The sequence below is a fragment of the Leptolyngbya sp. O-77 genome, from assembly GCF_001548395.1.
Lineage (GTDB): Bacteria > Cyanobacteriota > Cyanobacteriia > Elainellales > Elainellaceae > Thermoleptolyngbya.
On the sequence record NZ_AP017367.1, the window covers coordinates 1,525,054 to 1,539,132 of the forward strand.

Below are 14,079 nucleotides of genomic sequence, written 5' to 3' on the forward strand. Positions count from 1 at the left end.
CCTTTGCATCTTTAGTCGATGTTTTGGAATGATTCATCCCGACGAATTTCCAGGGAATAGCAAAAGCGATCGCCCCGTGAAATGGTTTCCCCGTAGGCAATGGGGCGATCGCCCGTGGTAAAGGCGGTGTGGCGATAGACAATCAGCGGATGTCCCAGTGGAACCTCTAAATGCAGGCTCTCTTCTGGATTGGCATAGGTGCATTCTAGGATGGCTTCGATGCGGGCGATCGCAATGCCGTGCTGCTCCAGCACTGGAAACGTCATTTGATGGGTTGAAGCGACTGCAAAAAAGGTTTCAAACGACGGCGGCACATAGGTCAAGTCCAGCGCTCCGGGTGCGCCGTTAATTTCCAGCAGTTTCTTTTGAAAATAGGCGGTGGGCGTTTCAAACAAGTGCTGAGCGACGACAGGAACCTCGACCAAACCTGCCTCCAGCCGCTTCGCCAAAAACGAAATGCCCTGCTGCGCCATGTCTGCTTCCAAAAACACCATCGGGCTAGACAGGGAGTAGGTGACCTTGCGCCGCTCCGTGACAAACACGCCCTTGCCCTGACGAGAAACGACAAGTCCCTGGCTGATGAGATTGGCGATCGCCTGTCGAATCGTCGTTCGGCTCACTCCAAACCGCTCCACTAGTTGGTATTCGCTGGGCAGTTGCTCTCCAGGCGGATAGTCGCCACCGAGAATTTGACGGCGAAGTTGTTCGGAAATCGCAAGGTGCAGCGGAGTGGACATGCTGTCAGCTGGGTAGATCGGTATGCAACCAGTCTACGAAACCAGCCAATCTACGCAAGAACAGGCCTGCAAAAAATCTGGCGGAGTGCGCCAGCTATTCTGGGCGAGTTGATTCTGGATGAGTTGATAGAAATTCCGCGATTAAACCAGATATAGAATCCTGTTTTTGTTTCGCTTTCTTTTGAGAATTCTGAATGCTTCGTATGCCGCCCGCCACCAGTAAGCCCGATAGCGAACCCCCCAAAATGCAAAGCCCAATATTTCGCACAGCAATGTTTCGATATTGCTCTTTTAGGGCCAATTCTTGCGTGGTTGCGGCTGAGGTCAGCGTGTTATCGTTCGTTACAACCGTCACAGATAGCCCAAAGACAACACCAGCCGTTAGCAACGAGGGAATCAAGATTGTTTTGATGGGAGACTGGTTCATTTTTGATACACTTCGACGGGAATTTATCGACAGAGATTTTTCGCTTTCTTGCTCAGGAATGCAGTGGCTTTGGCTATATCGACAATCAGCTACAGCATTTTTGAAGCTAGTGAGGCACACGGATGGTCAATAAGCCCTTGCCTCGTGAGGGCAGCGTGTGCCTCACCCCGCAAGAAAATGCTGTATACGGCTGAAAATCTAACATCGCACTGCTGCAACGCTGGGGTCTAACTAAGCATGTTGCTAAGCGTAGTGTAGTAATTAGCTCAGCACAATGACTGTTTTTGATGGTTGAGTTAGCCAATCTTTACAAGAAAAACAGCAGCATAAAAACTAGATGATCAATTACTCAATCTTTGCTAAATCTTGATTAAAAGCTTCCGGTTAAACTATGGTTCTGCCTGCTTAAAACGCTCAATTTGCAGTCAATCCACTTTCCGGATCTAAGGCTCTTGAGTTGAAAAAGCTATTAAACAATTAAACATTAATGGAGATCTATGATGGGGAGGCACAGCTTTGTCTGCGAATAGATTTGATGCTCTCCTGAGATAAGTTGCTTAATTTACACGACGTATTGAGAGTCGCAAGATACCGTCCTTGTTCACAGGCGTTGTTCCGAAAAAGTGGCGATCGCCCCCCATGTTCTAGCCTTATGAAGACAAGATTTAGCTTACTGATCGTGATGATTTTGGGAACTACGGCAGCCATTCTAGGTATTCCTGGACTCCGAGCATTCCTGTCGGGCTTTGCTCGCCCAGAGCCATCTAGGATAGGAGTTTCCAAAACAGTTTCTCTGGCTCAGCGAGTGCAGGGGGGCAATCTAGAGCGCCTGAAGCAGACGCGCAAGTGTCCCCGCTGCAACTTGAGCGGTGCTGACCTAAGCGGACTCGACCTGAGCCGGGTTGACCTGCGAGAGGCAAACCTGACGGCCACCCGGTTTGACAACACCAAGTTAATCAACGCTCAACTGGCTCAGTCCAATTTGACTGATGCCAGTCTGCAAAGCGCCAATCTTCAGGGTGCAGATTTGCAAGGCGCGGTACTGAATCGCACCAACTTTCGGAACGCTCAGATGATGCACGCTACGCTGGAAGAAGCAGACTTGCAGCAGGCAACGCTGACCGGAGCTGAGATGCGGGCCGCCAACCTGACAGACAGTCGCATGGAACGAGCCAACCTGAGGCAGACCAGTCTCTACGGCGCATTGCTGAGCCGGGCAAATCTGGCGATCGCCGACCTAAGCGATTCCGATCTGCGCTACGCCAACTTCCTGGATGCCAATCTTCAGGGCGCGAACCTCAGCAACGCCCAGCTAGAGTTTGCCATCATGCCCAACGGCAGAACTTATCAGGGCACAGTGCCCTACTAAATGCCTTATTGATCTTGCGAAAACCGGATTGAAACAGACACCAGATATATTCTGTTTAGCTGAGTTATCATGTTAATTTCTATATCACCGCTACGAGGTCGGCTGCGTTCGCTAAACCATCGCACTGCTCGACAGTTTCTACAGGCTGGCGCGGTGTTGGCAGCAGTCTTACTCTTATCTCGCTTCTGTCAGCCGGGACAGTTTTCGCTGGGTTCTCGAAATGATATTGATCTGCAACTCAGCGTGTCGTCAGAGGGTTCCGGTGTGTACGCGATCGCTGGTACAACTAATCTTCCTGATCATGCTCGACTGGCGATCGCCGCTGTTCGCTATCTAGAGCCAACTCAATCGTCCAGTCTCTCCTCCGAGGCGAAGCCCAGCTATTCTATCCTGGCCTATCAGACGACCACCGTGACCAATGGTCAATGGCAGGCTCAGCTTAACCTTTGGCAGGTTGCGGAGGACGGTCGCTACCAGGAATCGTGGCAATTTGAGCAAGCAGCCCTGCGGCTCAATCTGGAACCCAGCCAGGACGTGGTCTTTTTGGCAACGCTGAACCCAGTGGGCAAAGTCGAACCACTACCTGCGCTGGAACGGCAGCTTCGCAACAAAAGGCTTGCAATCAGCGGCAAACATCTCTACACCGCAGCGGACGGGCAACAATATGTGCAGGTGCAGCAAGTGCAGCCCGTTGCTCTACCCACCGACCGCACCAGTCCGCCTGCTCGTCGTCCCGAAGACCTGAATGGCGGCTGGGGTGAGCGCTATTTGATGCCCAGTGAGCCGCCCAATCCCTACGTGCTAGAACAGCCGACAGAACGACAGACGGATGCCCCGATGCGCCGCGAGGAATTTTTGTGGTGAGGGTGTCGGATTTTGGATTTTAGATTTTGGATTTTGGGTTGCCGATTTTGGTCTGCTCGTTTAGCTAAAGCCAGTTGCCCAGCAGCACGTAGGATGCCCAGAAGCGGGGCGCGTCGTAGTTTGCCCGCAGCAGGCTCAGCTGGGCCTGGCGCAGGGCTTCGGCTTTGGAGATAGGGCTGCGCGTCAGTTGGTGATAGAACTCGATCATCAGGTCAGCTCCGGCTTCGTCGTCTACGCTCCAGAGCGAGGCGATGGTGCTGCGGGCCCCAGCGCGAACGGCTACTCCCGCAAGGCCCAGGGTGGCGCGGCGATCGCCCTCGGCGGTGCGGCAGGCGCTCAACACCAGCAGTTCAATCGGTTCTGGGCTGTCTAGCTCCTGGACTTGCAGCAGGCTGCTGAGGTCTTTCACATTGACTCGGCTATCCCACGCCAGGATGAAGGTGTCGGCGGCGTTGGAGCTAAACTCGCCGTGGGTTGCGACGTGGACAATCGAGGCGGGTGCGGCGCTTAGAGAATTCTGGAAATTTTGCTGGGTAAAGCTTGTGTTGAGCAGCATGCGACTGGGCAGGGTTTTCTGGATTTCCTCTAGCTCCTTTTCTACATTGGGCAGGGCAGGAAAATTGTCTCGTGCTTCCGTCAGCCCGGCCATTAGGGCGCGAAACTGACGCTGCTGGAGCGGGCGCGGGTCGGGCAGTTGCAGACCGGGGGCCAGCGCCACGCTGTAGTGTTCGATCAAATACTGGCGACCGTCGTGCAGGGCTGCCATCGGCACGTTGCGTAGCGCCCCGTCTAGCACGAAAACAAGCGTCTGGTTTTCGGTTAACTGGTCTGCAATGGGGCGAATCAGCCAGTCGTAGACCTGCTGGGACAGGGCCAGTCCTTCTGGGGAGGGGTAAGCGCGATCGCGCAATTCTCGCAACAGGTCTTCGGACACGCGCTCGACGGTTTCTTGGGCGACGGGCGTGGTGTAGCGGCGGAGGGGCTGCTGGGGCTGCTTCAGGATGACTTCAATCCGGTCGGGCAGGACAATGGTATACAGCACGGCGGCGGGCAGCGTAGACGAATCCACCACCCGGTCTAGCTGAAACTGCGTATCCAGGCAGGCTTCTCGAAAGAAGTTGTCGAGTTCTGCCACTTGCAGCCCCTCGATCACGTCCCGCGCCTGCACCAGCCGCTCCAGGTCGGGGGTTGGATTCTGCGGATCGAGCAGCAGGTCAGCCAACTGGCGATAGACTGGCTCCACGCTCTCGCGGAAGGAAAACTGCACGTCTCGGTCAATCGCTACCAGGTCACCCCGAATCGCTTGCAGGCTTTGCACGGACTGGCGGTAGGCAGCGATCGCCCCCGTTCTGTCGCCTTGCACCAGCAGCAGTCGCCCCAGTTGCCACTGCCAGCGATAGGCAACATCGGCGGCGGCGATTTGCTGCGCCAGGTTGAGCGCCTGCTGAGTGAGGGTTTGGGCTTCGCGCCATTGTCCTGTTTGTTCGTAAAGATGCCCCAAGCTGCCCAGGGCAAAGGACTCTGCCCGCAAGTCGCCCACTTCCCTCGCCTGCTGCACCGTTTTGGACAAGCGACGGGCGATCGCCTCTAGATCTGGCTCTCCACCGCTGGCTTGGGACAGGGTTGTCAAAAGCTGCGCCAGCTCAATCTGGCTGAACAGCGTCGGCCGACTGGGGGGCAAGAGGTCGAGTTGCTGCTGAATTGCCGAGTAGTGCGATCGCGCCTGCTCCCACTGGGCAGTTTCCACCAGCAGGCTCAGCTGGTTCAGCGCCGCCTGAAGCCGCAATTCTGCTGAGGGGGACAATTGGGCAGCCTCGGTATACAGCCTCAGCACGGTTTCCATCTGCTGCAAAAAGGTGGTGGCGATGCGCTGCTGATGCTGTTCGTAGGCCCGCCGAGCGCGATTGTCTGATAAGGGTGTATTCACTCGCCGCACCGCCTCTGTAGGGGTCATGCCGGCCTGGCCCAGCGCGGCGATCGCCCTGGCCCGGCCTAGGTTCGCCAAGCTGAGCGTAATGGCGGCGATCGCCTCCTGGGTGGCGGGCGTGGGCGACTGGGCGTACAGCGCGGCGACAATGCTGCGGCTCTGCTCCAGGGCTTGACGGGCCGCGTCTAGATCGCCCGCCACGCGCTGAGCATCCCCCAGCGTCCGCAACACTTGCGCCTTGGTCAGGGAATCGGGTACAGCAGTCAACTGCTGGTCGATGGCAGCAAGCTGGGCGATCGCCCGCCGATATAGCCCCAGCGATCGCAGCGCCTGCGCCTGGTTCATCTGCGTGTCGATGGCGGCCAGGTCGCCCACCTGCTGAAACAACGCTGTGGCCCGCTCCCAGGACTCTAGCGCCGTATCTGCCTGCCCCCGTGCAAATTGGAGCCGCCCCAAAATGGTCAATGCCTGCGCCTGTGCCCGCTGCACGGGTTGGGTGCGCGGCGGGAGGGAATTCAGCAGTTGCACTGCTTCAGTCATGTGCCGTTCTGCCGCCGCCCATTCCCCAAGCTGCTGATGTGCTAGCGACAGGTTTGCCAGCGTCAACCCTTCGCGGAGGCGATCGCCCGTCTGCCGATAGTCGATAAGCTGGGTTTCTAACTGGGCGATCGCCTCTCGATAGCGACCCGCTTCGTAGAGCAATCGGGCGGACTGCGGGTCGTCTGGGGGCAGGGCTTGGGAAGAACGAAGAACGAAGAACGAAGAACGAAAGGGGAATGTGGATGGGGGCTGCGCTAGAAATCCAGAAAATTGCTCGGTGCTTAAGCTCTCTGGCTGGACGGTCGCGGGATGGATGGAAGCGGTGTGGAGTGCTGGCGATGGGGGCAAATTGGCTGGAGGCGTGCCTGTGGCAGAATAGGCCAAACCCAGTGCCAGCATTAGCCCCAGGAGCAGCGCCGTGGCCCATTGCCGGGTTCTGTGGCGATAGAAGACGCGGTGGGAACTGGGGCGGGGCAGTCGTGCCAGCGTTGCGGAGCAATATTGCGTAAGTGTTGCTGAGTAACATTGCCCAATCGCCTCAAACTGCTGCCGGAGTTCGGCAGTGAAACGCGCTTGTCTCCATCGACGGCTCTGGCCCATCGTCCCTTCGCCCTGCAAGTTGGACTGAGTGTACTCTAGATTTTCGCCAGATTCTTGCCTGGCCGCAGTCCCCTCCAGGAGAAGATTCGTGAAGCGCTGCTAAATCGGGCTGACTAGCCAGCCGCGCATAAAGTAGTAGACCGAAGACAGATATTCATCTACCACGCGGGTCGTCAGCGCCAGTGCGTCTACGTTGGGAACGAGGTCAGCTACGCTGGCAATCAGGCGGCGATCGTCCAGTTGAAACAGGAATTGGTCAGTGGGCAGGCCCAGGGTTCGCAGGCCGCGGCTGGCAAAGGTAGCGCGGGCGCGGCTGACGTTGAGCAAGGGCACCACTAGCAGCAGGCTGTCGGTTTCTTTTTGGTAGCCCAGCGGGGTCAAGATACGCTCGATGGCTACCGCGTTGCTGTAGAGATCGGTCCCTTCGGTGTCGATCACGATGCGATCGCCCTGCACGCCCGCACTGGTCAAAATGCCCTGCACGGTCTGGATGGCGATCGCCCGCGCTTCCTCCGATGCATTCAGTCCCAGTTGCGACCCCAGGCTGACGATGACCAGCGGGTTCCGACCCTGCTCCAATTCACCGCGATAGACGCGAGCCGCAAAGAACAGCCGCGAGGCCAGCACATTGGTAAACCCGTCGCGATCGCTGCTAACCTGGGTGCGGCTGCGATAGGCCGGATCGGCCGGGTCATTGCTGTCGCCCAACACCACGATCGCCTTGACCGATGCTGGGTTAAAGTCCACTGGCCGCTGCACCGTCGGGCTGTAGGCTAGGGTGCGGGCTGCCTGCGAAGTCAGCCAGTAGGCCACAATCGGCGTACTCGTCAGCAGCAGCACCAGCACCGCCGCCAGCACTAGATTACCGTCCACGCTTTTGGCCCCTTTTTTCAGCGAACTCAACAGCAAGAAGAACACCAGCCCCAGCGGTTTCAGTGGCAGCGACAACACGCTCCAGACGGTGCCCACGGTGCTGTTAGTGGGGTCGATAAACGCCAGGATGACGAAGGCAAATAGGATGATGCCGCCCAGCCACGTCAAATAGACCCTGGGAATGAACTTGCTGAACACGTACCAGAGGATCGTGCCAATCAGCAGCCAGAGCAGAATTCGGGTGAGCAGTTCAAACATGGTTGACAGGCATGGTTGACGGGTCGCCCGCTGGAGGTCGATGCCGGGGGGCAAAACGGTCTAGTCCAGTGTAATGCGCGATCGCCCACCCGGTGACGGGTTTCTTGGGGCTATAGGCTGGTGAGCTGCGTCCAATACTGGTCGTAGAGTTCCGTTGCGTCGCCGATGGGGGAAATGCGCTCACATTTTTGCAGCGCCGCCTGGTCGGGATACAGGTTGGGATTGGACTTGAGGGCGTTGGGCAATAGGTCGATCGCCGCCTGGTTTGCCGTAGCGAACCTCAGCCGCTCCGATGCCTGTGCCAGCACATCTGGCTCCAGCAAGAAGTTAATCCAGGCATAGGCCGCCTCGGGGTTGGGCGCAGCCGCCGGAATCACTATCGTATCGGTCCACAGGGAGGAGCCGCTGGCGGGAATCAGGTATTGGATATCGGGATTTTCTTCGGACACCTGGAGCGCGTCGGAGGAATAGGCCATGGCGATCGCCAGGTCGCCCGTGAGCATCTGATCGCGCCAGCCGTCGGTCGTAAAGTTGGCGATCGCAGGCTTGAGCTTTTGCAACTGCCGGAACGCCGCCTCCAGTTCCTTTGGGTTGGTGGAGTTGTAGGAATAGCCCAGCGACTTCAGCGTTGCGCCCATCACCTCACGCACGTCGTTAAACAGCGTCACCCGTCGCGCCAGCTTGCTCTGATTCTCCCAGAGATAGTCCCAGTCCTGCGGCGAGGGGTTGAGCTGGGTGCGGTTGTAAACCAGGCCGGTCGTGCCCCACACGGCGGGAATGCTGAATTGGTTGCCGGGGTCGTAGGGCGGGTCTTGGAACTGGGGCAGCAGGTTTTCGGCTCCGGTGATTTTGGTTTTGTCCAGTTCTGCCAGCAGGTTGAGTTCCTTCATCTGCTCCACCATATAGTCGGAGGGGTAGATGATGCTGTACTCGTTGCCGCCGCCGGCCTGCACCTTCGCCAGCATGGTTTCGTTGGAGTCGAATACGTCGGCGATCGCCCGCACGCCTGTCTGCTCCTGAAACTGGCTCAGTAGCTCGTCGTCAATATAGTTTGACCAGGTGTAAATCCGCAGCGTATCGCTGCCGCCCGCGCCGACCTGTACGTTGCTATAGCCGCCCCGACAGCTTGCCAGCGCCACGGCTGACAGGGCCGCGCCTGCCCCCTGAAGAAACTGCCGACGGGTTTTGCGGCTAAACGGAGCAGTTGGCCGATTGGGCTGAGTCATAGGTCAGGGATTGGGGTCTGGGATGGAGATGAGAACTTTCCCAATTATCCCCAGTTCTGACGCAAAAGCGACATTGTGTAGCCAGCGCTACACCTTGACACGGCAATCTGAATCGACCGGGCAACCTAAAGTAGAACGGAGAGGGGGGGATTCGAACCCCCGTTGGGTGTGACCCCAAACTTGATTTCGAGTCAAGCGCATTCAACCACTCTGCCACCTCTCCAAAGGGGCATTATCGTATTTTACAGGACGAACGGCGCTAATCGACGGGGGCGATCGCCCGAAACCCGGTTTTTGGAGTCCACTGAATTGCGCCCTGCTGAGCGACCACATGCAGGGGAATGGCCTGGGCGCTGAACCAGGCTTCGGCAGTGTCGTTGGGCGGACGAGTGGCGATCGCCTGCTGGGGGCGGATCGTGCTGAGCGCCTGGGCATCTAGCTTTCCCCCGTCCCACCACAGCACAGTCGTCAGGGTTGCCAGTTGCGGCAGCAAGGGTTCCAGGGAAGCGGTTCGCAGCCCGCGTATCAGCAGCCAGATCTGGTCATCAATTTGAAACCGCAGCGCCAGGGGTTCCTGACTCACCTTTCGCACGGCAACATCGCCAAGCTGCATCGCCTGATTCAGCGGCAGCGGATGAATCTGCCCGCCCCGCACCTGGATTTGCTGAATCAGGTGCTGCTTGTCGGGAAGGGTTGAGTTTTTCGGGGCTGGGCAAGCGCCAGGAGCAAAGTAAAACGACTGGACTGGGATGTGCTGTACGAGTTGCATCCAGCCTTCGGTATGGCAAGTGGTGAGGTCGGGGGCGATCGCCCAAGTCACCCGGTTTACCCCCTGCTGTCGCAGAAAGGGCAGCACGGTAAACTGCGCGTCCTCTGGGCTGAGGTTGCCAATTAGCCCCACGCGGCTGCGGTGTTGCACGATCAGCATCGGCTCGTCGGACGTGTCTAGCACGGTCACCGCCAGCCGCGACATCACCGCCGCCCCCGTCGGAATGGCCACCAGCCCAAGACACACGATCGCCGCCAGCCACCAGCGCCGATGCAGCCCCGCTACGCCCCACACCAGCAGATAGATGGCATACAGCGCCATCACCTGACTAGGCGCGATCGTCCCTGCTGCGTAGGCACTGCCTGGAAGCTGGTTGGCAAATTCCACCAGCGCCATCAAAAGCTGGGTCGGCCACAGGAGCAACTGGGCGATCGCGCTGCCCCCCACGGGCAAGACCAGCGCCGCCAGCGCACTGAGGCCACTGCCCAGGCTGATGCCCGTAATCAGCGGCGCAGTCAGGATATTTAGCACCAGGCTGTAGGGCGACACCACGCCAAAGACGTGCAGTTGCAGCGGAATCGTCCACACAAAGGCGGCGAGGGGCACGGCCACCAGCGGGGCGATCGCGCTGGGCAGCCAGTCCAGCCATTTTGTCAGCACCGGCGCTGTCACCAGCAGCCCCAGCGTCGCCAGCACGCTGAGCTGAAAGCCCAAATCCCAAATCCAGATCGGATTCACCAGCAGCAGCAGCGTCGCCGCCAGCAGCAGCGAGTGGAGCGGGTTGACCTTGCGCCCCAGCGTGATTGCCACCAGCACCGCCAGACCCATCACGCCCGCCCGCGCCACCGACGGCTCTAGCCCGGTCAGCCCGATGTAGCCCAGCAGTAGGGCCGTGGAAAGAAAAAAGCTGACCTGAGAGGGGAGCGATCGCGTCAGGCTGAGCATGATGCCAATCAGCAGCGACACCTGAAAGCCCGATGCTGCCAGCGCGTGAGCCAGTCCTGCATTCGCAAAGCTATCACGCAACTCGAAGGGAACATCTACACCGCCTTTGCCCAGTAGCATGGCGCTGACGAGTGCGCCTGGTCGCGGATCGGGCTGCCCGTTTTGATCCTTAACGGATAGGCCTGCTGCCTGCGATCGCACGATGCGCTGCCGCACCTGCCAGAGTGTTTGCTGGAGCCGGGAGGAGAGCGATCGCCCCCCACGTCCACTGTTCCCGAAATCGCCCCTCCGTTGCGGGAAAAATCAACGGTTTTACCCGCTAGTCCCGCAAACATACCGCGCTGCGCCAAGTATTGCCCGAAAATCAAAGCCGCCGGGGGTTCCTGGCAGGCTTGGGGCGATACAGCGACCCCGACACCGTAAGCATCTGTCCTGGATGCAGATCTTCCTTGAGCTTTAGCGGCAGCGTCACATACAGCCGCCCAGACACTGCCGCAGCGCGAATGGGCTGTTCGGCTTCGTCCACTTGCTGCACCCGAAACGGCACTAACTCAAGCTGGAGCTTGCTGCTGCGGGTTTGTCGCGGGGGCGAGTCGATGAAGCCATGCACCGTTACGGCTAAGTTAGTCTGCTCGGCTGCTGCGTCGGGGTTGCTTAGCAGAGCGCTGATATCCGTTTCCGCAGGTTTGGGCAGGCGCACCTGAAAGTAAAACGCTGCCAACAGTCCGACCCATCCCGCTACCATCCAGACCTTGGCGGAAGGCCCCGTCCGCCAGAGGGCGAGGCGCGATCGCCCCTGCCAGCAATCCCCAACACCGGAAGGGCGATCGCCCCCCACTGAGATGCCCCATACCTGCACCGAAACCCCGGTCAAAAGCAGGCCCAGCCCATAGGCTAGGCACAGCATTACACCGCCCGCTGCGCTCATAAATTTTGCTGTTTGATACACCCTGATGAACAGCAGTATTCCCATCGGGTTTGCCCGATTACCAGATGCCCGATTACCAGATGCGCGATTACCAGATGCGCGATTACCAGACGCGGGGAAGATATCCGGGCCGATTGACCAGCGCCGGCCGCAGCAGATGCCAGATCTGGATAAACCAGCGGCGGACCTCTAGGGTGGAATGGCCGCGATAGCGATAGAGGAGGCCGGATTGGAGGCGGGTAGCGGCGTATTGAAGGGATGGGAGGGGGCTAGAGGAAGCTACGGTGGGGATGAATTGGCAGGTTTGGGGGAGAAGGTCGGCAGAAAAGTTGGGCGACTGGCTGGCCAAGGATAGCGAAACTGGCGACGACGGGGGTAATCGTTCAGCCCGTGGGGGACTGCTCAGCGGGGCAGCACCGCCGAGGATCTGCTGCGGATCGACCCAGAGCAGCGTTCCGTCTTGCCAGACCTCTGTGTGCGATCGCCATTGGCCGCTGGCAAACCCTTCGCCCCGCGCCGTGCGTCCCAGCCGGGTGATTTCCCAACCCAGCCACAGCGCGTCTTCGTCTAGATCTACCCGCAGCCGCTGCCGATAGTCGGCTCCGTCGAACACGATGGTTTCCTGAGGCAGCCATTCTAAACAGCCGCCCGCTGCAACGCGGAGGTGGGTCATCTGCTCAGCGACCTGGCCATTGCTGCGGTAAATCTTGCCAGCGGTGGCGGTGGTGGTCAGCGCGTGCGCGTTTTGCGCCAGATGAACTTGAGTCGAGAGGCGATCGCCCCCCACCACGCCGCCCGCCGTGTGCAGCGTCACCACATGACAGACGCGATCGCCCTCCGGGAAAAACGGCCGCTGCACCTTCATCGGAGCCTGCACAAAACTTCGCCCAAGTCGCGTTCCGCCCGCCCGCGCCACAAATTCCAGTTCTAATCGCCCCTGCCAGCCCGGCCCGTCCGCCCCCATCCACCGTCACTCCATCATGCTGTCGCCACCGCTTCCTCAAGCCTGCCCAATCTCCAGCACATTCCCATCGGGGTCGCGAGTGAACAGGGCGGGGCGACCCGACGCGCTCATTTGCACAGGGTAGCCCTGTTCAACCAGCCGCGTTTTCATGGCATCCAGGTCAGGGGTGGCGATCGCCAAATGGGGATTCCGGCCCCACTTTTCCGCCTCCGTCAGCAAAACCTGAGTGCGCGGATCGACCATCAGGTGAATCTGCACCTCGCCTAGCTGATACCAGGCTCCGGGATATTTCAGAGGGCGATCGATTTTGGTCAATCCCAGCACGGTGCCATAGAACTGTTCTGCTTTATCTAAATCCGACACCAACAGCGCCGCGTGCAAGAATCGGGTCAGCATAGGGGCAATTCGCGAGGCGATCCTTACGGGAATCGCGCAATTACGTCACCCTGATTCTAGGACAGGTTTCGAGCCGCATCGCAGCGATTTTCAGCCATTCTGATGCTTCAAGCCGGTCATTCAAACTGCATTCCAATGCTACCAGCCCCAATATTTCTCCGAAGTAACGCTGCGAATGAAATGGCTGCAAGCCTGATGAGTGCTGAATGAGCCATCTAAAATCGCCAATCCAAAATCAATCGTCCTCAAACCACACCGCGCACCAAAATTCCGGTATACACGCCCTGCACGTCCACTTCTTCCACGTCAAACACAGTTGGCTGATAGGCGGCGTTGGCGGGCTGGAGCGTTACCGTTGTTTCCGAGCGCAGGTAGTGCTTCAGCGTCGCTGCATCACCTACGCGAGCCGCCACAATTGCCCCATTTTTCAGCGAAGCCGGGGTCTGGGGGTGCGGCGCAGCAAGATCACGTCGCCGTCCAAAATGTGGGGACTCGATCATGCTATCGCCCTGGACGCGCAGGGCAAACAACTGGGACAGGTCGTAGGGCGATCGCCGCGCCAGGTTAGGAAACAGTTCCAGCGGCAGATAAATTTCTGGCTCGTCTACAAAGGTGGTCTTGGGGCTGTGGGCTGCGATGCCACCCAGGAGGGGAATGCCCTGGGGCAGCTTGCGCCGACTCCTGGATTTGGGCGAAGCCTGCTCTAGCGCTGCCCAGGGAGAAGTGGCGGATGGCTCTGGCATAGCCTCGACAGTCGAACCCGTGCCCGTGGCCTCGGTCGGAACAAGCTGGAGCAATCGCCCGTTTTTTGCCCCGTTCACCTGGCTCGACTGAACCACCTGAATGGCGCGGGCTTTGTGGGGCTTGCGGGTGATATAGCCCTTGTTGCACAAAGCATTGAGGAGCGATCGCACGGGGTCTTTAGAGCGATAGCTCAGCCCGACGCGAATTTCTTCATAGGTGGGCGAAATGCCCTGCTGCTGGATGAATTCCGTCACCCAATCCAGGCATCGCTGCTGCTTGACGGTCAGCGGCTTGGGGATAGACTGGCGGGTGGATTGCCTGACTGTAGACCGTTTGGCGGTGGGTGGCTTGGCCGTAGGCATGGCTGCAATAGTTTATTTATACTAAATGCTAACATCATAGTTCACTCGTTCTATACCGAATCAAAAACTTTTTATTTGCCTTAATTTGCCGCCTGCCGCTTCACAATTTCTACATCTCAGGGCAATATCTCAAGGGCGATATTTTCAGGA

12 protein-coding genes and 1 tRNA gene are annotated in these 14,079 nt (G+C 58.7%); 2 read left to right on the forward strand and 11 right to left on the reverse strand.

Annotation, left to right across the window (positions count from 1 at the left end):
- Positions 1-11 precede the first annotated feature (11 nt).
- The gene (locus O77CONTIG1_RS06490) at positions 12-737 is read right to left on the reverse strand and encodes a GntR family transcriptional regulator (protein ID WP_068509038.1); all 726 of its coding nucleotides are present in this window, start codon (positions 735-737) and stop codon (positions 12-14) included.
- A gap of 94 nt (positions 738-831) precedes the next feature.
- Complete coding sequence (locus tag O77CONTIG1_RS06495; protein ID WP_068509040.1) at positions 832-1,164, reverse strand: hypothetical protein; 333 nt, start codon at positions 1,162-1,164, stop codon at positions 832-834.
- 682 nt (positions 1,165-1,846) lie between these two features.
- On the opposite strand from O77CONTIG1_RS06495, the gene O77CONTIG1_RS06500 reads away from it, so the two are divergent.
- Both O77CONTIG1_RS06500 and O77CONTIG1_RS06505 read left to right on the forward strand, forming a co-directional pair.
- Positions 1,847-2,533, forward strand: coding sequence for a pentapeptide repeat-containing protein (locus O77CONTIG1_RS06500; protein WP_225894702.1), 687 nt, complete (start codon positions 1,847-1,849; stop codon positions 2,531-2,533).
- A 69-nt stretch (positions 2,534-2,602) separates the two neighbouring features.
- On the forward strand, positions 2,603-3,397 hold the full coding sequence (locus O77CONTIG1_RS06505; RefSeq protein WP_156434993.1) for a hypothetical protein: 795 nt from the start codon (positions 2,603-2,605) through the stop codon (positions 3,395-3,397).
- A 64-nt stretch (positions 3,398-3,461) separates the two neighbouring features.
- On the opposite strand, the gene O77CONTIG1_RS06510 is transcribed toward O77CONTIG1_RS06505, so the two are convergent.
- The 9 genes from O77CONTIG1_RS06510 to lexA form a co-directional block, all read right to left on the reverse strand.
- On the reverse strand, positions 3,462-6,464 hold the full coding sequence (locus O77CONTIG1_RS06510; RefSeq protein ID WP_197673338.1) for a CHAT domain-containing protein: 3,003 nt from the start codon (positions 6,462-6,464) through the stop codon (positions 3,462-3,464).
- Positions 6,465-6,563: 99 nt separating this feature from the next.
- Positions 6,564-7,649 (reverse strand): YdcF family protein, encoded by a 1,086-nt coding sequence (locus O77CONTIG1_RS06515; RefSeq protein WP_156434995.1) that lies wholly within the window; start codon positions 7,647-7,649, stop codon positions 6,564-6,566.
- A gap of 56 nt (positions 7,650-7,705) precedes the next feature.
- Entirely contained in the window at positions 7,706-8,821 is a 1,116-nt protein-coding gene (locus O77CONTIG1_RS06520; protein WP_068509050.1) for a spermidine/putrescine ABC transporter substrate-binding protein, read from the reverse strand.
- A 136-nt stretch (positions 8,822-8,957) separates the two neighbouring features.
- A tRNA-Ser gene (locus tag O77CONTIG1_RS06525) sits at positions 8,958-9,044 on the reverse strand.
- A 36-nt stretch (positions 9,045-9,080) separates the two neighbouring features.
- Positions 9,081-10,751 carry a ComEC/Rec2 family competence protein gene (locus O77CONTIG1_RS06530; protein WP_068509053.1) on the reverse strand — a complete coding sequence of 557 codons (1,671 nt, stop codon included), beginning with the start codon at positions 10,749-10,751 and terminating at the stop codon, positions 9,081-9,083.
- A 148-nt stretch (positions 10,752-10,899) separates the two neighbouring features.
- On the reverse strand, positions 10,900-11,508 hold the full coding sequence (locus O77CONTIG1_RS06535; protein WP_084782286.1) for a ComEC/Rec2 family competence protein: 609 nt from the start codon (positions 11,506-11,508) through the stop codon (positions 10,900-10,902).
- Between the two features lie 58 nt (positions 11,509-11,566).
- On the reverse strand, positions 11,567-12,427 hold the full coding sequence (locus tag O77CONTIG1_RS06540) for an urease accessory protein UreD (RefSeq protein WP_068509057.1): 861 nt from the start codon (positions 12,425-12,427) through the stop codon (positions 11,567-11,569).
- 36 nt (positions 12,428-12,463) lie between these two features.
- Positions 12,464-12,823 (reverse strand): VOC family protein, encoded by a 360-nt coding sequence (locus O77CONTIG1_RS06545; RefSeq protein WP_068509059.1) that lies wholly within the window; start codon positions 12,821-12,823, stop codon positions 12,464-12,466.
- A 245-nt stretch (positions 12,824-13,068) separates the two neighbouring features.
- A complete protein-coding gene (gene lexA / locus O77CONTIG1_RS06550) occupies positions 13,069-13,929 on the reverse strand; it encodes a transcriptional repressor LexA (protein WP_068509061.1) in 861 nt (286 codons plus the stop codon).
- Positions 13,930-14,079 lie beyond the last annotated feature (150 nt).